The 16,431-nt window shown below is 64.0% G+C and carries 15 protein-coding genes and 1 pseudogene; 8 read left to right on the top strand and 8 right to left on the bottom strand.

The genetic code is table 11. From position 1 onward, the window contains the following. Positions 1 to 230 precede the first annotated feature (230 nt). From K6M89_RS22625 to K6M89_RS22635, 3 genes are all read right to left on the bottom strand, one after another. A complete protein-coding gene (locus K6M89_RS22625) occupies positions 231 to 1,463 on the bottom strand; it encodes an ABC transporter substrate-binding protein (RefSeq protein ID WP_040112947.1) in 1,233 nt (410 codons plus the stop codon). 62 nt (positions 1,464 to 1,525) lie between these two features. Beyond that, complete coding sequence (locus tag K6M89_RS22630; protein WP_097583331.1) at positions 1,526 to 2,428, bottom strand: sugar phosphate isomerase/epimerase family protein; 903 nt, start codon at positions 2,426 to 2,428, stop codon at positions 1,526 to 1,528. Positions 2,429 to 2,439: 11 nt separating this feature from the next. Next, positions 2,440 to 3,474 carry a Gfo/Idh/MocA family protein gene (locus K6M89_RS22635; RefSeq protein ID WP_222141057.1) on the bottom strand — a complete coding sequence of 345 codons (1,035 nt, stop codon included), beginning with the start codon at positions 3,472 to 3,474 and terminating at the stop codon, positions 2,440 to 2,442. A gap of 135 nt (positions 3,475 to 3,609) precedes the next feature. Here K6M89_RS22635 and K6M89_RS22640 point away from each other — a divergent pair. The 8 genes and pseudogenes from K6M89_RS22640 (at position 3,610) to K6M89_RS22675 (ending at position 11,888) form a co-directional block, all read left to right on the top strand. Further along, positions 3,610 to 4,650: pseudogene (locus tag K6M89_RS22640) on the top strand (substrate-binding domain-containing protein). A gap of 159 nt (positions 4,651 to 4,809) precedes the next feature. Then, entirely contained in the window at positions 4,810 to 6,420 is a 1,611-nt protein-coding gene (locus tag K6M89_RS22645) for an ABC transporter substrate-binding protein (protein ID WP_222141058.1), read from the top strand. Between the two features lie 40 nt (positions 6,421 to 6,460). Beyond that, positions 6,461 to 7,450, top strand: coding sequence for an ABC transporter permease (locus K6M89_RS22650; RefSeq protein ID WP_222141059.1), 990 nt, complete (start codon positions 6,461 to 6,463; stop codon positions 7,448 to 7,450). Beyond that, positions 7,447 to 8,280 carry an ABC transporter permease gene (locus K6M89_RS22655; protein WP_222141060.1) on the top strand — a complete coding sequence of 278 codons (834 nt, stop codon included), beginning with the start codon at positions 7,447 to 7,449 and terminating at the stop codon, positions 8,278 to 8,280. The genes K6M89_RS22650 and K6M89_RS22655 overlap by 4 nt, the downstream gene beginning before the upstream one ends. Continuing rightward, entirely contained in the window at positions 8,277 to 9,071 is a 795-nt protein-coding gene (locus tag K6M89_RS22660) for an ABC transporter ATP-binding protein (RefSeq protein WP_222141061.1), read from the top strand. Before K6M89_RS22655 ends, K6M89_RS22660 begins: the two co-directional genes overlap by 4 nt. Continuing rightward, positions 9,068 to 9,847, top strand: coding sequence for an ABC transporter ATP-binding protein (locus tag K6M89_RS22665; protein ID WP_222141062.1), 780 nt, complete (start codon positions 9,068 to 9,070; stop codon positions 9,845 to 9,847). The genes K6M89_RS22660 and K6M89_RS22665 overlap by 4 nt, the downstream gene beginning before the upstream one ends. A gap of 11 nt (positions 9,848 to 9,858) precedes the next feature. After that, positions 9,859 to 10,953: a pyridoxal-phosphate-dependent aminotransferase family protein gene (locus tag K6M89_RS22670; protein WP_222141063.1), complete on the top strand. Its 1,095-nt coding sequence runs from the start codon at positions 9,859 to 9,861 to the stop codon at positions 10,951 to 10,953. 71 nt (positions 10,954 to 11,024) lie between these two features. Beyond that, complete coding sequence (locus K6M89_RS22675) at positions 11,025 to 11,888, top strand: glycerophosphodiester phosphodiesterase (protein ID WP_222141064.1); 864 nt, start codon at positions 11,025 to 11,027, stop codon at positions 11,886 to 11,888. Between the two features lie 56 nt (positions 11,889 to 11,944). On the opposite strand, the gene K6M89_RS22680 is transcribed toward K6M89_RS22675, so the two are convergent. From K6M89_RS22680 to K6M89_RS22700, 5 genes are read right to left on the bottom strand one after another with little or no spacing between them, the layout of a single operon-like run. Further along, positions 11,945 to 12,766 (bottom strand): inositol monophosphatase family protein, encoded by an 822-nt coding sequence (locus K6M89_RS22680; protein ID WP_222141065.1) that lies wholly within the window; start codon positions 12,764 to 12,766, stop codon positions 11,945 to 11,947. Beyond that, complete coding sequence (locus K6M89_RS22685) at positions 12,766 to 13,770, bottom strand: LacI family DNA-binding transcriptional regulator (RefSeq protein WP_222141066.1); 1,005 nt, start codon at positions 13,768 to 13,770, stop codon at positions 12,766 to 12,768. Before K6M89_RS22685 ends, K6M89_RS22680 begins: the two co-directional genes overlap by 1 nt. Further along, complete coding sequence (locus tag K6M89_RS22690) at positions 13,754 to 14,533, bottom strand: glycerophosphodiester phosphodiesterase (RefSeq protein ID WP_222141067.1); 780 nt, start codon at positions 14,531 to 14,533, stop codon at positions 13,754 to 13,756. The genes K6M89_RS22685 and K6M89_RS22690 overlap by 17 nt, the downstream gene beginning before the upstream one ends. Further along, positions 14,533 to 15,588: an ABC transporter ATP-binding protein gene (locus K6M89_RS22695; RefSeq protein WP_222141068.1), complete on the bottom strand. Its 1,056-nt coding sequence runs from the start codon at positions 15,586 to 15,588 to the stop codon at positions 14,533 to 14,535. Before K6M89_RS22695 ends, K6M89_RS22690 begins: the two co-directional genes overlap by 1 nt. Beyond that, positions 15,588 to 16,430, bottom strand: coding sequence for a carbohydrate ABC transporter permease (locus K6M89_RS22700; protein ID WP_222141069.1), 843 nt, complete (start codon positions 16,428 to 16,430; stop codon positions 15,588 to 15,590). Before K6M89_RS22700 ends, K6M89_RS22695 begins: the two co-directional genes overlap by 1 nt. Position 16,431 lies beyond the last annotated feature (1 nt).

Consider the following 16,431-nt stretch of genomic DNA (forward strand, 5'->3'; position numbering starts at 1 on the left):
CTGCCGGGAGGAAATGGTTGAGTTATCCCTTCTCCCCAGCGGGGAGAAGGTGCCCGATAGGGCGGATGAGGGGGCGGCAGGCTCGACGGCAGTTGTCCTTCGCGTTTACGCTCAGGACGTTCGTCGCTTTGCTCCTCACCCCCTCATCTGCCTTCGGGCATCCGTACCTGGGTCGAGCCGCGTGTCTCGACCCGTCCTTCGGACCCCCGCCGGGAGAAGGGGAGCAAGGCTCAGCCTAACACAGCCTTGATCTTATCCGCGGCCTGGTCGAGCGCGTCCTTCGGGCTCATCTGGCCGGTCAGCGCCGCCTGGATGGCGTCCTGGATCGCCTTGGAGATCTTCGGCCATTGCGGATGGGGGCCGCGCGGCTTGGCGTATTTCAGCTGTTCGAGGAAGACCTTGAGGGCGGCGTCCTTCAGCGGCTGACCGCTTTCGGGGATGGAGATGTCGGAACGGGCCGGAAGCTGGCCGAAATTCTTGAACATCTTGTCGTCCTGCGAGGCGAAAAATTCGAGCGCCTTGAAGGCTTCGGCCGGATGTTTGCTGCTGGCGAAGATCGCCCAGTTGAAGTCGCCCATGGCCGACGAGCGTTCAGCCCCTTCCTTGGGAACCGGAAGCAGGGTGACGCCCCAGTCGAATTTCGCTTCCTGCGTCATGCGGTCGAGTTCCCAGGGACCGGAGATCGCCATGGCCGCGTTGCCGGAGTTGAACGTGCCGGTCGAATCCCACTGGCCGCGCGTCAGCGTGTCGGGAGAAGCGAGCTTCTCGTCCATGATCGTCTTCCAGATCCCGAGCGCCTTCACCGCGCCGTCGGCGTTGATATGCTCATAGCTGCCGCCACCCATCTGAGCCCAGGGGAGAAATTGGAAGGTGCCCTCCTCATTGGCCTTGGCCGAGAAAGCGAGACCGTAGATGTTCTTGGCGGGGTCGGTCAGCTTGCGCGCATCCTCGACCAGCTCGTCCCAGGTCTGCGGCGGCTTCGCCGGATCGAGGCCCTTCGCTTTGAACATATCCTTGTTGTAGTAGAGCGCGATCGTGTTCGTCGCTTTCGGCACGCCGTAATATTTGCCGTCCCATTCGACCGATTTCAGCGGGCCGGGGAAATAATTATCCGGCTTGATGACGGTCGACTTGGCGATCATGTCGGTGAGATCGAGGAAGGCGCCGCGCGACGAGAACATCGCATGTTCCGGATTGTCGACGGCGATGATGTCGGGCGCCTGGCCGGTCGCATAGGCGCGCATCGCCTCGGTGACGACGTCGTCGAACTGGATCAGCCGGTATTCGATCTTGATGCCGTTGTTCTGGGCGTTGAACTCCTTGACGAGGTTGGGCGCGGGCTGGGTGTCCTTATCGAGCGACCAGAGCGTCAGCGTGACGTCCTCGGCCTTGGCCGAGAGGCCGAACAGTGAAACGCCTGCCAGCGCCAGAGCGCCGAGAATTGCATATTTGCGGATAGCCATGGTTCTCCTCCTTTGTGGTTATCCCCGTTGCCGGCAATTCCTCCTTGCCGGCAACGATGTCATCAGGCTGGATCGACGACGAATTCGCCGCCCCGGGCATGCTTGAGGTGGTTGAGCGCATAGACCTGGCCGGTCATTTCCAGTTCGTCGCGGTAGACCGGGTCGTGCCAGCCTTCGATGTCGATCGAGCCTGACCAGCCGGCAAGCCGCAGCTCGGAAATGATGTCGGTCCAGTTGCTGTCGCCAAAGCCCGGCGTGCGCATGAAGACGAATTTCTCCTTGCCGAAGATGCCGTGTTCCTTGATGACCTCCCAGCGGATGGTCGCGTCCTTGCCATGGACGTGGAAGATTTTATGCGCCCATTTGCGGATCTGCGGCATGGGGTCGATCAGATAGACCATCTGATGGCATGGTTCCCATTCCAGCCCGATATGGTCGTCCGGCGTCTCGTTGAAGATCAGCTCCCAGGCATCCGGATTATGGGCGATGTTCCAGTCGCCGCTTTCCCAGTTGCCGTCCATCGCGCAATTCTCGAAGGCGATCCTGATGCCTTTGTCGGCGGCACGCTTGGCAAGCTCGCTCCAGATCTGCTTGTAGCGCGGCAGGCTGTCGGTCAGCGGCTTGCCGCGGATGCGGCCGGTGAAGCCGGCAACGCAGGTCGCGCCGAAATGATGGGCATTGTCGATGCAGTCTTTCCAGCCCTGCAGGGTCTCGAGGTCGATTGCGCTCTCTTCCAGCGGATTGCCGAACATGCCGAGCGTCGAGATGGTGATGTCGCGATCGCCGATCGCATCGAGGCAGCGTTTGCCGAGCTCGGCGAGATCCTGGCCCTTGGTCGTCTGCCAGAAGAAGGGCTCGAAGCTCTCGAAGCCCAGATCGGCAATCTGGCCGATGCGCTGGGCGGCATCGCCCTTGTTGCCGCTGACCATGGTGCCGATGCGAATGGATTTTGCAGGGTTGCTCACGTCACGTCTTCCTATGCTGAAATTTCGATGCGCCGGCCGGTCTTGGCGCTTTCGATCGCACCGAAGACCATGGCGAGGCTTCTGATATTGTCGGAATTGACCGTTTCGGGCTGTTTGCCGCTGCGGATCGCCGCGATGAAATCGGCGATGACGCTGGCGTGGCCGTGCGTTTCGGCATCGTGTTCCGGACCGGGAACGTTTACGGCAGCAGAGCCGCGCAGAAGGCCTGGCTCCTCGCCGACAACAGTCGCCTTGAAACTCTCCTCGCCATCCCAGGTCAGCATCCCCTTCGAGCCGACCAGGCGCCACTGACTTTCCCAGCTGGTGCGCTCGCCCTCGGCGCACCAGGAGCCGCGATAGGTGAAGACGATATCGTCGGAAAATTCGAAGATTGCATTGGCCGAGGCGCCGTGCCGGTACCACGAGCCCTTCGGATTGCGCTCGACGCAATAGACGGCCAGCGGCTTCCTGTCGGCGACGTAACGCGCGGCATCGAAGGTGTGGATCGCCATGTCGAGAAGCAGCACGTTGTCCATCTCCTCGCGGAAACCGCCGAAATGCGGCGCAAGGAAGAAGTCGCAATGAATGCCGGTGAGATCACCGATCGCGCCACTGTCGACGAAACGGCGCAGGCGCCGGATGCCGGAGATGAAGCGGCGGTTCTGGATGACGGCGTGGATGCGGCCAGTTTCGGCGGCGAGATCGATCAGCGCGGCGCCCTCGGCAAGCGTGGCAGCCATCGGCTTTTCGCTCAGCACATGGCAGCCGGCCTTGAGTGCCGTCGAAACGACATCGTAACGGGCGGACGGAATGACGATGTCGAAGACCAGATCTGCCTTCGTGGCAGCGATGACGTCGGAGAGATCTGAACCGATGACGGCGCTGTCGAGGCCGAACTCGGCAGCGAGCTGTTCCGCCGTCTCGCGATTGATGTCGACAAGGCCGACGATGGCGATGGAGCCAGCGAGATCAGGGTTGGACGCGATGGCACGCAACCAACCTTTGGACATAGCTCCGCACCCGCACAGAATGGCACTGAATTTCACGATTTCCTCCGGGGAATGGCGCCAACTCTCCTCGTGACACGCACTCCGTAAACGTTTACGACTGTAGGCGAAAACATTTTGCGGTGTCAATAGAGGCCAATTGTGAAATTACGGGCGGGAGGAAAAACACAACAGATGAAAGGGATTCGCCAGCTTGCCGAATCCCTGGATATCTCGATCGGAACGGTCTCCCGCGCGCTGAACGGCAGGCCGGATGTCAATAAGGAAACCCGTCTTCGCGTGTTGGCGGCGGCTGAGGCGCTTGGCTATGTTGCCAACCAATCGGGGCGGAGCCTGAGGCAGGGAGAGACGAAGGTCATCGGGCTGATGATCGAATCGAGCACGGAGGCGGTCGAAAATGCCGATAACTTCTTCCTCGGCGTCACCAGCGGCCTGCAGAGCGTCTTCGCCCACCACAAGCTCGACCTCGTCATGCTGCCCTGCCCGAGCGACGAGGATCCGCACGAATATTTGAAGCGCATGGTGGCGCGGCGCATGGTCGATGCGATGATCATCTCGAACACACAGCGCATCGACCGCCGCATCGATCTTCTGTCGCGGGCAAAGATTCCGTTCGTTACGGTCGGTCGCAGCCTTTCGGCGAACAGCTTCCCATGGATCGACCTCGACTTCGAAGGCGTCGCCGAGCGCGCCGTCGAACGGCTGGTCGCGCGCGGCCACCGCCGGATCGCGATCACGGCGCCGTCGAGCGAGGTCAACCTCGGCTACGTCTTTGTCTAGAGCTATCGCCGTGCGCTCGAGCAGCACGGTCTTCCCTTCGACCCGTCGCTCGTCATCCGCGTCAAATCGAGCGAACAGGGCGGCTACCAGGCGGCCCATGAACTGCTGCTGCTTGAGGACCGGCCGACGGCGGTGATCCTGATCTACGAACTGATGGCGATCGGCCTTTACCGCCGCCTGATGCAATCGGGCGTCCTGCCCGGCCGCGATCTTGCGGTGATCGGCTTCCGCGATGCCCCGCGCGCCCGATTTCTGCAGCCTTCGCTCAACTGCTTCCGCATGTCGCTCTACGATCTCGGCGTCGCGCTCGGCCAAATGCTGCTCGCCCGCATGCCGGCCTATCGAGACTTCTATTCCGATGCCGGTGGCAACATGATCTGGCCACTGGAACTGGTGGCAGGAGAAAGCGACGTATTTCAGCTGACGGAGGCCTGAAGGTTGCCGGCTTCGGCCTCCCCTGCGAGCACCGCAGAGGATATAATGGCTGGGTGACAAAAAATGTCTCGCGGAGCCCGATCATTCGAATTTAATCTCTATGCCAACCGGTATTTCGGGCCGAATATGGTAGCCGGTTTCGATCGATCAGGAGGGGTCATGACGGTGTCATCTATCTCGCGGCGCACGCTGATGAAGGGCGCTGCTCTGCTGCTTGCCTCGACGGCGCTCGCCCGCCAGGCGCTGGCGCAGACCGCGCCTGGCGGCGGGAGACTGGTCGTTGCGGCCGATTCCGAGCCCAAGAACCTCAACCCTGCCATCGTCGCTTCGAACGGTGTCTTTTTCATCGCCAGCAAGGTGATCGAACCACTGGCCGAAGCCTCCTTTGACGGCAAGGACGGGCTTGCGCCGCGGCTTGCCACCTCCTGGGAAGGCTCGGCCGACGGCCTTTCCGTCACCTTCAAGCTACGCGACGGCGTCACCTGGCACGACGGCAAGCCGTTCACCTCGGTCGATGTCGCCTTCTCCGCCCTGAATATCTGGAAGCCGCTGCAGAATCTCGGCCGCCTTGTCTTCGCCAATCTCGAGGCCGTCGATACGCCCGACGACTACACCGCCATCTTCCGCTTCTCCAAGCCGACGCCGTTCCAGCTCATTCGCAATGCCCTGCCCGTCGTCACCAGCGTCGTCGCCAAACACATCTTCGACGGCAGCGATATCGCCGTCAATCCTGCCAACAACAAGCTTGTCGGCACCGGGCCGTTCAAATTCGCCGAACACAAACCCGGCGAATACTACCGGCTGACGCGCAATGAGACTTATTGGGACAAGGACCAGCCGAAACTCGACGAGGTCATCTTCCGCGTGCTGCCCGACCGGGCGTCGGCCGGTGCGGCGCTCGAAGCCGGCGAAATCCAACTGGCAGCCTTCTCGGCGGTGCCGCTAGCCGATCTTGACCGCATCTCCAAGGTCGACGGCATCAAGGTGATCTCGAAGGGTTACGAGGCCTTGACCTACCAGCTCGTCGTCGAGATCAATCACCGCCGCAAGGAGCTCGCCGACCTCAGGGTCCGCCAGGCGATCGCGCACGCTATCGACAAGAAATTCGTGGTCGACACGATCTTCCTCGGTTATGCCGCCGCCGCCACAGGCCCGGTGCCGCAGAATGCGCCGGAATTCTATAGCTCCGATGTCGCGACCTATGATTTCAATCCGGCGGCCGCCAACGATATTCTCGACAAGGCGGGTTATGCCCAGGGGGCGGACGGCAACCGCTTCAAGCTGAAGCTCCGCCCCGCGCCCTATTTCAACGAGACCCGCCAGTTCGGCGATTACCTTCGCCAGGCGCTTGCCGCGATCGGCATCGATGCCGAGATCGTCAATGCCGATGCGGCCGCGCACCAAAAGGCTGTCTACACCGACCACGATTTCGACCTCGCCGTCGCCCCGCCGGTGTTCCGCGGCGATCCAGCGATCTCCACCACCATTCTCGTTCAGTCCGGTACGCCTGGTGGTGTGCCTTTTTCCAACCAGGGCGGTTATGCCAATCCCGAGCTCGACAAGATCATCAAGCAGGCCTCCGAGACCGTCGACACGGCGGCACGCACCGATCTCTACCGCAAGTTCCAGGAGCTCGTCGTCGCCGATCTGCCGCTGATCAACGTCGCGGAATGGGGCTTCATCACCGTCGCCCGCGACACCGTGCTCAATGTCGCGGACAATCCGCGCTGGGCCGTCTCGAACTGGGGCGATACCGCGCTGCAATCGTGATAGGATCGGCGGCAATTCTCTTCCGGAGGCCTTAGCCGGCGTGAAACGCGCAATCCTCCTCCTGCGGCGTAGGGCGATCAGCAGCCTTCCAGTGCTGCTGATCGTGGTGATCTTCACCTTTTTCCTGCTCGAATCCGCCTCGGGTGATGCCGTCGATGCCTATCTGGGCGCGATCGGCGGCGGCGATGCGGCACTCAGGCAGGCGCTGCGCGAGAGCTACGGCCTCGACCGGTCCGTGCTGGCACGGCTCTGGCTCTATCTTTCCTCGCTGGCACGGCTCGATCTCGGCTGGTCGGTCGCCTTCGACCGGCCGGTCGGCGCACTCATCGCCGAGCGCCTGCCCAACACGCTGCTGTTGATGGGCAGCGCGACGGCGCTTTCTTTCGGCCTTGGTTCCGCGCTCGGCATCCTCGCCGGGGCGCGGCCGGGAAGCTTGCGCGACCGGCTGCTGTCGATCGGCTCGCTGATCGTCTATGCCATTCCGAGCTTCTGGCTCGGCCTGGTCCTGAGCATTGTCCTTTCGGTGAAGCTGCGCTGGTTTCCCATCGCCGGCATCGAGACGATCGCTTCGGGCAAGACCGGGTTTTCCCGTGCCCTCGACATATCAGAGCATCTGGTCCTGCCGGTCGGCGCCCTTGCCCTGATCTATCTCGCCTTGTTCCTGCGGGTGATGCGGGCCGGTATGGCTGAGGCCTGGAAATTGGAATTCGTCCTTTTCGCCCGCGCCAAGGGCCTGTCGCGCAGCCGCATCGTGCTGCGCCATGTGGCGCGCAATGCGCTGCTGCCGCTTGTCACCATGCTTGGGCTGCAATCGGCGGCCATGCTCGGCGGCAGCGTGGTCATCGAGAGTGTTTTTGCGATCCCCGGTTTCGGGCGCTTGGCACAGGAGGCAGTCAACGGCCGCGACGCGCCGCTGTTGATGGGCATCGTCGTCACCAGCGCTGTTCTTGTCATTTCGGTCAATTTCCTCGTCGATCTTATCTATGCCGCGCTCGACCCGCGCATCGGCGCTTCGGAGGGCGGCGCATGAGTGGTCTCCAGCGTCTGCTCGGCACGTGGGAAGGCATGGCCGGATTTGCAATCCTGGTCATCCTGCTTCTGTTCGGGCTGCTTGCCCCCATCATTTCGCCCGGCGATCCGCTGAGGATCGCCGGGCGGGCGCTACTTGCGCCCTTCACCGACCCGGCCTTTCCCCTTGGCACGGATCGCCTCGGACGTGATGTGCTCGCCGGCCTGCTCTATGGCGCGCGAACCTCGCTTGCCGTCGGCCTCGCGGCAGCCTTTTCGGCCATGGTCCTCGGCGTCTGCGTCGGCATGGCGGCCGGATTTTCCGGCGGGTTCGTCGACGAGGCGTTGATGCGCGTGGTCGACGCCTTCCAGATCGTGCCGGGCTTCCTGCTTGCCCTCGCCTTCGTCAGCACCATCGGGGTGTCGACCCCGATCGTCGTGCTTGCCATCGCGCTTGGCGCCTGGGCCGATCCGGCGCGGCTGACGCGAGCCCAGGTGCTGGCGATCCGCGAGCAGGATTACGTCGCCTCGGCAAGGGTGATCGGCATGCATCCCGCGGAAATCGCCTTTCGCGAGATCCTGCCGAACGCGCTGCCGCCGGTGCTGGCGCTTTCCGCGACCATCGTCGCCGGCGCGATCCTCACCGAGGCGGCGCTTTCCTTTCTTGGCCTCGGCAATCCGAATATCGCCACCTGGGGTTCGATGATCGCCGAAGGCCGCAGCGTCCTGCGCTCGGCCGCCTATCTCTCCGTCCTGCCGGGCGCGGCACTTGCCGTGACCGTGCTCGGCGTGCATCTCTTCAGCGAGGGTCTCGGCAGGGCGCTCGGCGATGACGGCGGGAGGGCGGCATGAGCGACATCTTCTGCAGCCTCCGGCAGCTTTCGGTCACGTATGGGCGCGGCAGGAACAATGCGACCGCGCTCGATCATATCGATCTCGATATCGCCACCGGCGAGAGGCTGGCGATCATCGGCGAAAGCGGCTCCGGCAAGAGCACGCTCGCCCGGGCGCTCGCCGGTCTGCTGCCCGAGGGAACGAAAGTCACGGGCGAGATGTTCTGGCCTGCGCTCGGCCATCCGCCCCGCCCGGGCCGCGATTTCGGCTTCGTCTTCCAGGATCCCGGTACGAGCCTCAATCCCGTCCTGACGGTCGGCGAGCAGATCGCCGAGGGCGCCAGGCGCCATCTCGGGCTCAGCTGGAAGCAGGCCTCTACCCGAGCCGAGGAACTGCTCGGGCGGGTGCGGATGCCGCAGCCGGACAAGGCGATGCGGGCCTTTCCGCACCAGCTTTCCGGCGGCCAGCGCCAGCGCGTGGCGATCGCAGCGGCGATCGCTGCAAGGCCCGCGTTGCTGATGGCCGACGAGGCGACGAGCGCCCTCGATGTCGTGGTCCAGGCCGAGATCGTCCGCCTGCTTGACGGGCTGGTGCGCGAGGACGGCATGACGCTGCTCTTCATCACCCACGACATCGCGCTCGCCTCCGGCTTCGTCGACCGGATCGCCGTGTTCCGCGATGCGCGCCTCGTCGAGGCAGGTCCCGTGCGTTCGGTGCTTTCAGCGACCGCGAGCAACTATACCGCCGCTCTCATTGCCAGCCATCGCGACCTCGCGACGCCACCCCTGATCGAAGAGCTGGCGCCATGAACCCTCTGCTGTCCATAGAAAACATCTCGAAGGATTTTTCTTCCGCGGGCCGCCGGGTCGCCGCGCTCGACAATGTTTCGCTGACGATCGCAGGCGGGGAAACGCTCGGTCTGGTCGGCGCCTCCGGCAGCGGAAAATCGACGCTGTCGCGTATCCTGCTGCGGCTCCTCTCCTGTGATGCCGGTGCGATCCGTTTTGAGGGAGAGGATTGGCTGACGCTGAGAGGTGCTGCCTTGCGCCGCAGGCGGGCGCGCATGCAGATGGTGTTCCAGGATCCGCTGGCCGCCTTCAACCCGCTGGCGACGGTCGGTTCGGTGCTTGACGACCCCTTGCGCATCCACGGCGTCGTGTCGAAAAACCGGCGTGCCGGCGAGATCGCCATGCTCCTCGAACGTGTCGGCCTGCCTGCCGACTATGCCCGCCGGCCGGTCCGCGCGCTCTCCGGCGGCCAGCGCCAGCGTGTGGCGATTGCCCGGGCGATCGCCACACGGCCGTCGCTGCTGGTGCTCGACGAGGCAGTCTCGGCGCTTGACGTCACCGTGCGCGGCAGGATCCTCGAACTTTTAGTCGAGCTGCAGAAGGAGCACGGCATTGCCTGTCTGTTCATTTCGCACGATCTTGCCGTGGTGCGTGCCGTTTCCCACCGCATCGCCGTCATGGACGGCGGCCGGATCGTCGAGACCGGTCCGGCCGCGGCAGTTGTCGCCGCACCGCAATCGGCTGCCGGCCGCGCGCTCGTGGCAGCCGTTCCTCGTCTTGTGACCGAACCGTTGTGAAGGAGGCGTCAATGTTCGATCTCGGTTGGAATCCCCTGCTCGGCGCGCCTTTGTACCCCGCGGAGCGCTACGCCATGCTCGCTGACCGGATCGGCCGCATTCTGCGCTGCCGGGGTGACGTCGTGCTGGTGCAGGCAGAGGCGGTGGTGGCGCTGGAAGCGGTGGCGGTCAGTCTCGCGCGTCCCGGCCTTTCAGCCCTCAACCTCGTCACCAGTCCCTATGGTGGCTGGTTCGGGCAGTGGCTGCGGCGAGGCGGCGCAACCGTTCGGAATCTCGTCGCCGAATCGGGCTTGCCGATCGAGATCGACGCCGTCGCCAAAGCCCTCGATGCCGGCCCTCATATCGATGTGCTCGCCGTGGTTCATGCGGAATCTGCGAGCGGCATTCTCAACCCGCTGCCGGAGATACTCGCGGTTGCGCACGCCCGCGGCATCGCCACCGTCGTCGATGCGGTCGCCTCGGTCGGCGGACATCGGCTCGAGGTCGACGATCTCGGCATCGACATCGCGGTGATCGGCCCGCAAAAGGCGCTCGGCGGTCCGGCGGGTGTCTCTGCGCTCTCCGTCAGTCAGCGTGCCTGGGATCTCGTTCTCAAGGGTGGCGCGCCGCGCGACTCGATCCTGTCGCTGGCCGATCTGAAGCGCTGGATCGACGACGGTCGGCGCATCCTGCCCGGAACCCCGGCGCCGCTGGAATTCTTTGCGCTGGAGGCGGCCCTCGACCGCATCGAGGCCGAGGGCCTGGAGAATGTCATTGCCCGCCATGCGCTGGCGGCATCGGCGACGTGGGCCGGGCTCGCCGCACTCGGCGCCCCGGCCTGGGTGCCGGCGGCAACAGCGTCGAACCTGGTGACGGCGGTGCCGTTGCCTGAGGTACTGGAACCGGCTTCGGTGATCGCGGCCGCGGGGCGGCTGGGGGTCGAGCTGACGGAAGCCGTGGGAACCGCGCCCGCCCGGCTCGTGCGGCTGAACCACACAGGCCCGCGCGCCGCATTCCAGACAGTGCTCTCGAATGTCGTGGGCTACGGCGCAGCCCTTAGGCAGACCGGCCGTCCCGCCGATATCGCCGCCGCTGCAGAGGCGATAGCCGCAGCCTACGGTCGCTGAATGTTATGTTCGGCTCTTGATAATCGCGGCTCGGCAAGGCAGGAGTGTGGCATCGCGGAGACCGGATGCAGATGACGAAATTGCTGGATGCGCAGGGCCTGGAGATTTTGCACGAGGGGCATCGCACCCGTCTGAAATGGCACCGGCTGCGCAAACGTTTTGCCGATCCGCTGTTCTCCGCCGAAGTGATGGCGGAGGGATTTGCCGCAGGCGCCTCGATGGAACTCGATCTGCGCGTGCGCGCCGACGGCGGTTTCGTCGTGCTGCACGACGAGGACCTCGAAGGGGAAACGACTGGTCATGGACCGATCGCCGAAAAGCGCCTCAGCGACCTCCGCGATATCAGGATGCAGGGGGGCGACCGGCCGCTGATCCTCAGCGAGGACCTCGCCGCCATGCTGCAAGCGGCCCACCCGGCCGCACTGCTGCAGTTCGACATGAAGGACGATTACGAGGCGATCGGCGCGCAGGGCATCGCGCATCTCGCCGCGCATTTCCAGGAAATCGCCGCGTCGGTGATCGTCAGCGCCGGCAGTCTCGATCTTATCGTCGCGGTCAAGGAGAAGCTTCCGCATCTCTTGCGCGGCATCGATCCCACGGACAAGCTCTACGGGATCAGGAAGGCCGGCGGCTGGAAGGCTGTCGAGATCGAATTGCGCGCCGACCTCCGCGGCCCGACCGAACCGGACACGGTCTATCTCCACTGGCCGCTGATCCTTGATGCCGCCAATGAGGGTCTCGACATGATCGCGCTCTGCCAGGACGAAGGCAAACGCGTCGATGCCTGGACCTTTACCCTGAAGCATCCCGAGGTCGGTTTCAGCGAACCGGAATGGCGGAACTTCCAGGCGCTGATGGCGCTGAAGCCGGATCAGATCACCACCGACGAGGCGCCGGCGACCGACCGCGCGTGGAGCCGCCGCATGGCATGTTGACCCGTCCGGAAATGTGCAGCCGTTCCGGACGATGGCATGCCTTAAGCAACGGGCTTTTAGCCGCCGACTGACAGCCCCTCGCTCTCAAGGATGAAGGCGAACTCGCCGGCAAGCCCCGGCGCATGGGCGATGACCGGCCCGCCATCCGCAAGCAGCTTGTCGATCGGCGGCATCGCCACCACAGCGCCGGCCTCTTCGGCGATCAGCGCGCCGGCAAGCATGTCCCAGGCATTGAGATGGCGTTCGTAATAGAGGTCGGCAGCACCCTCGGCGACGCGAACCAGGTCGATGGCAGCCGCGCCCATGCGGCGATAGTCGATGCCGCGTTCGTGCAGCCGCCGGGAGAGTGCGAGATAGTCGTCGAAACTCGTTTTGCGGGAATGCCCGAGGATGACCAGCGCATTGGCTGGATCGTCGGTTGCGGCGGCATGAATGGCAAGCCCGTCCTTGAAGGCACCGCCGCCGCGCACGGCATGGAAGACCTTGTCTTCGGCGGCGTCGTAGACCACGCCGATCTCGATCCTGCCGCCAGCGACGAAAGCGATCGAGACGCCCCAATGCCGGAAGCCCCTGATGTAATTGGTCGTGCCGTCGATTGGATCGACGACCCAGGCGCCGACCCCGTCCGACAGTCCGCCGCTTTCCTCTCCCATGAACGTATCGTCTGGAAAGCGCGAGAGGAGCCCGTCGCGGATCGCCTGTTCGGCCCTCTTGTCGGCGACAGTGACGAAATCCTGCAATCCCTTGTTTTCGACGGCGAGGATGCCGGGGTCAGAGTCGCGGCGAAACCGGGCCGCTTCCCGTCCGGTCTCGAGGGCAACGGCGATCGCGACCTCCGCCCGGGCCCGGATGGCAGCGGCATCGAATGCGGAATTCATCAAGCAGTCCTTCTTCTTATCAGTGTCACCGGCGTAAATTCGACGCGCGCAGTCAGGTCCGGCTCGGCTATCCGGCCCATCAGCAGATCGACGGTCTGTTCGGCCTGGATATCGCAAGGTTGGCGGATCGTCGTTAGCTCATAGGCGGTCCAGCTCGCCTGCGGAATATCGTCATGGCCGATGATGGAGAGCGGCGGCGCGTCGGCGCGGCCGCGGCCCTGCATGATGCGGTCGAGGACGCCGCAGGCCATGTAGTCGTTGGCGCAGAACAAGCCGTCAATGCCGGATGCGGCAAGTTCGCCGGCCGCATCATAGCCGCTCCGGTAATCGTTGATCCTGATCTGCAGAAACTGCGGCTCGGCGCCGAGCTGCTTGCAGCGGGCAATGAAGGCCTCGCTGCGCCGCCGCGCCGTATAGGATATCGCGGGTGCGGCCATCACCGCGGGCTTTCGCACGCCGCTTTCGATCAAGTGCGTGGCGGCGAGATGGCCGGCCATGCGGTCGTCCGAGATGATGCGATCGACAAAGGGAATGTCATTGCCCTTGTTGATCAGCACGATCGGCACGCCTTCGGCCGCACATTGCTCGCAGATCGTGGTCGGCGGTGCGTCCGAGGTGACGATGACGCCGGAGACGGCGTAATGCAGCAGCTGACCGATGACTGTCGACGTATCCGCCTCCTGCGAGGTCGGCAGCAGGATCGGGCGGAAATTGCGGGCAAGCAGCACTCTCGCCAGATGCTCGATCTGCAATGTGCGGAACGGATTGTCGAGGCCGGCGGCGACGACGCCGACGAGATCGGAGCGTTTGTTGGTGAGGCTTCGGGCAAGATAGTTCACCCGGTAGCCGAGCTCCTTGGCGGCCTGATAGACCTTTTCCCGGGTCTTCGGTGAGACGCTGGCATCCGGCGTGAAGGCGCGTGAGACGGCGGCGCGCGAGACGCCGGCCACCCGCGCCACGTCGAAGGAGGTTACCTTGCGCGGTCCCTTATCCCTGTCTGCCAACTGCTTTTTCCCTCTCTGCCGACGGCCGCATCAGATCGGGCAGATCCGTGCAGATGCCGAGAACCGGAAGTTTCATGATGTCGTCGAGAACCGCCGGCCGCTCCTCGTGCCAGAGCACGATCTCGCGGCCCGCCTCGAAGGCGCGGTGCATCAGCGCGTCGGTTACCAGGTCCTGCGGACGCTCGCCTGACCTCTCCCAGCAGAGATGCAAAATATCGGCGCCGGTCTCGTCGCCGAGGGCATGCGGATCGTGGCCGACGCGGATCAGCACCGAAAGCGGGAAATCGCAGCCCGCGTCCCTGAGTTCGCGCACCTGCGCCGTATCGAAGGAGCCGAGGCAGGCAAAACGCTGGTTCATCTCGGCAAGATGGCGCCAACAGCGCGGGCCGGTCCCGGACGCCTTCAGTTCGACATAGAGACCGGTTCCGGTCTCCCGGGCGAGAGCGGCGACCTCCGAAAAACGCGGCACGTCGACGCCGTCAAGGGCGGCGAGCTCGGCGGCCGTCATGTCGGAAATGCGGCGGTCGATGCCGAAGACGCGCTCGAGATGGTCGTCATGCGAGACGACGACCACGCCGTCGCCGGTCAGCTGCGCGTCGAGCTCCCACATCTCGGCGCCGAGTTCGGCAGCGCGGCGGAAGGCGGCGAGCGTGTTCTCGCGTTCATGGCCGCTGGCGCCGCGATGGCCGATGCAGAAGGGAAGCCGGTCCTTGGCTGCTGGCCAGCCGTAGCGCTCGAAAAAAGCCGAAAAATCGCGGGTCATCAAATCCTCCTGCCATTTTCGTCGAACACGAACACGCCACGGCTGTCGATCGCCCAGGTGACATGGTCGCCAACATGGATATCGTTGCGCACCGGCTGAATCGAACGCAGCAGCGGGCCACCCGCAAGGGCCACGTCGTAGAGGTTTTCGCGGCCCTGTGTCTCGGCGAAGGTAATCTTGCCGGTGACGGGAGTATCACCCGCCGGTGTGAAATGCTCGGGCCTGACGCCAAGCATCAGCTTGCTGCCCTCGGCGGCGCCGACAGTGCCTGGCAGCGGCACGCGGATCTCGCTCTCGGGGATGATGAAGGCACCTTTGTCCATGACGCCGCGCAGGAAAGTAATCGGCGGATTGCCGAGGAAGCCGGCGACGAAAGCGGTTTTCGGGTCATTGTACATTTCGGCCGGCGTAGCGATCTGGACGATCTCGCCCTCCTTCATGATGGCGATGCGGTCGCACATGCTCATCGCCTCCACCTGGTCATGGGTGACGAGAATGGCGGTGATGCCGGTCTCGCGCTGCAGCCGGCGGATTTCCGAGCGCATTTCGAGGCGCAGCTTGGCGTCGAGATTGGCGAGCGGTTCGTCGAGCAGCAGCACATCAGGCTTGCGGATCAGGGCGCGGGCCAGCGCCACGCGCTGCTGCTGGCCGCCGGAAAGCTGCGCCGGTCGGCGTTCCATGAGATTGTCGATATGGACAAGCCCTGAAATACGATCGACCGCCTTGCGGATCTCGGCGGCGTTGACGCCCTTCACCTTGAGGGGAAAACTGATGTTTTCGGCAACCGTCATGTGCGGATAGAGCGCATAGGACTGGAAGACAACGCCGACATTGCGGGCCTGGCTCGGCAGGTCGGTGACATCGCGGTCGCCGAAGAGGATGCGTCCGCTGGTCGGCCGGTGGATGCCGCAAACCGCGAAAAGCGTTGTCGATTTGCCGCAGCCGGAAGGCCCGAGCAGCGCCAGCATCTCGCCGTCGCGGACTTCGAGCTGCATGTTCTCGATGACCTTGGTGGAGCCGAAGCTCTTCGAAAAATTGTCGAGGAGGATGCGCATCAGCCTTTGCTCCCGCCGCCGTAGATGTTCATCAGATATTTGTTGAAGAGCGCGTAAGCGATCAGCACCGGAATGAGGTAGAAGAGGCCGACCGCTTTGAACATGTTGAAATCGTAGTTGTTGTCGTCGGCGAGGAAGCCGGCGAGATAGACCGACAACACCTGCACGTCATTGCCCGGTGCCAGCACCTGCGGCAGGATGAATTCGCCCCAGCCGGAGAGGAAGGAGAACAGGCCGAGCGCCATGATGCCGGGCTTGACCTGCGGCAGCACGAGGCTGCGCCAGACCCGGAAGCGCGAGGCACCGTCGACGACGCCGGCCATTTCGATTTCCCACGGCACGGTGTCGTAGAAGCCCTTCATCAGCCAGATGCCGAGCGGCAGGTCGATCGCCGCCTTCACCAGGATGACACCGATCAGCGAATTGTAGAGACCGATCATCTGCAGCACGATGAAGATGGCGATAATCAGCGTGACCGACGGGAAGGCATGCAGCACCATGACGCCGGCAAGGAAGAAACCGCGCGCCGGCACGTTCAGCCGCGACAGCACATAACCGGCCATCGACGAGACGATGAGCACGAGGCTGGTGGTGCAGGCCGAAAACAGCAGCGTATTCACCGTCACCTGCCAGATATTCGCCTTGCCCGCCGTCGTCTGCCACAGGAAACGCCAGTGATTGAGCGTCAGGCCGGAAGGCAGCAAGGCATCCGGCTGTTTCACGGTCACGGTGTCGAGGAAGAGATAGACATACATCAGGAGCAGCGGCAGGCTGACGATGGTCAGCGCCGTTATGACGGGCCAGCTGCGATAATTTGCCGAAGGCTGCGATTGTTCGGCCATG

The sequence above is a fragment of the Rhizobium croatiense genome (assembly GCF_019793465.1).
GTDB lineage: Bacteria > Pseudomonadota > Alphaproteobacteria > Rhizobiales > Rhizobiaceae > Rhizobium > Rhizobium croatiense.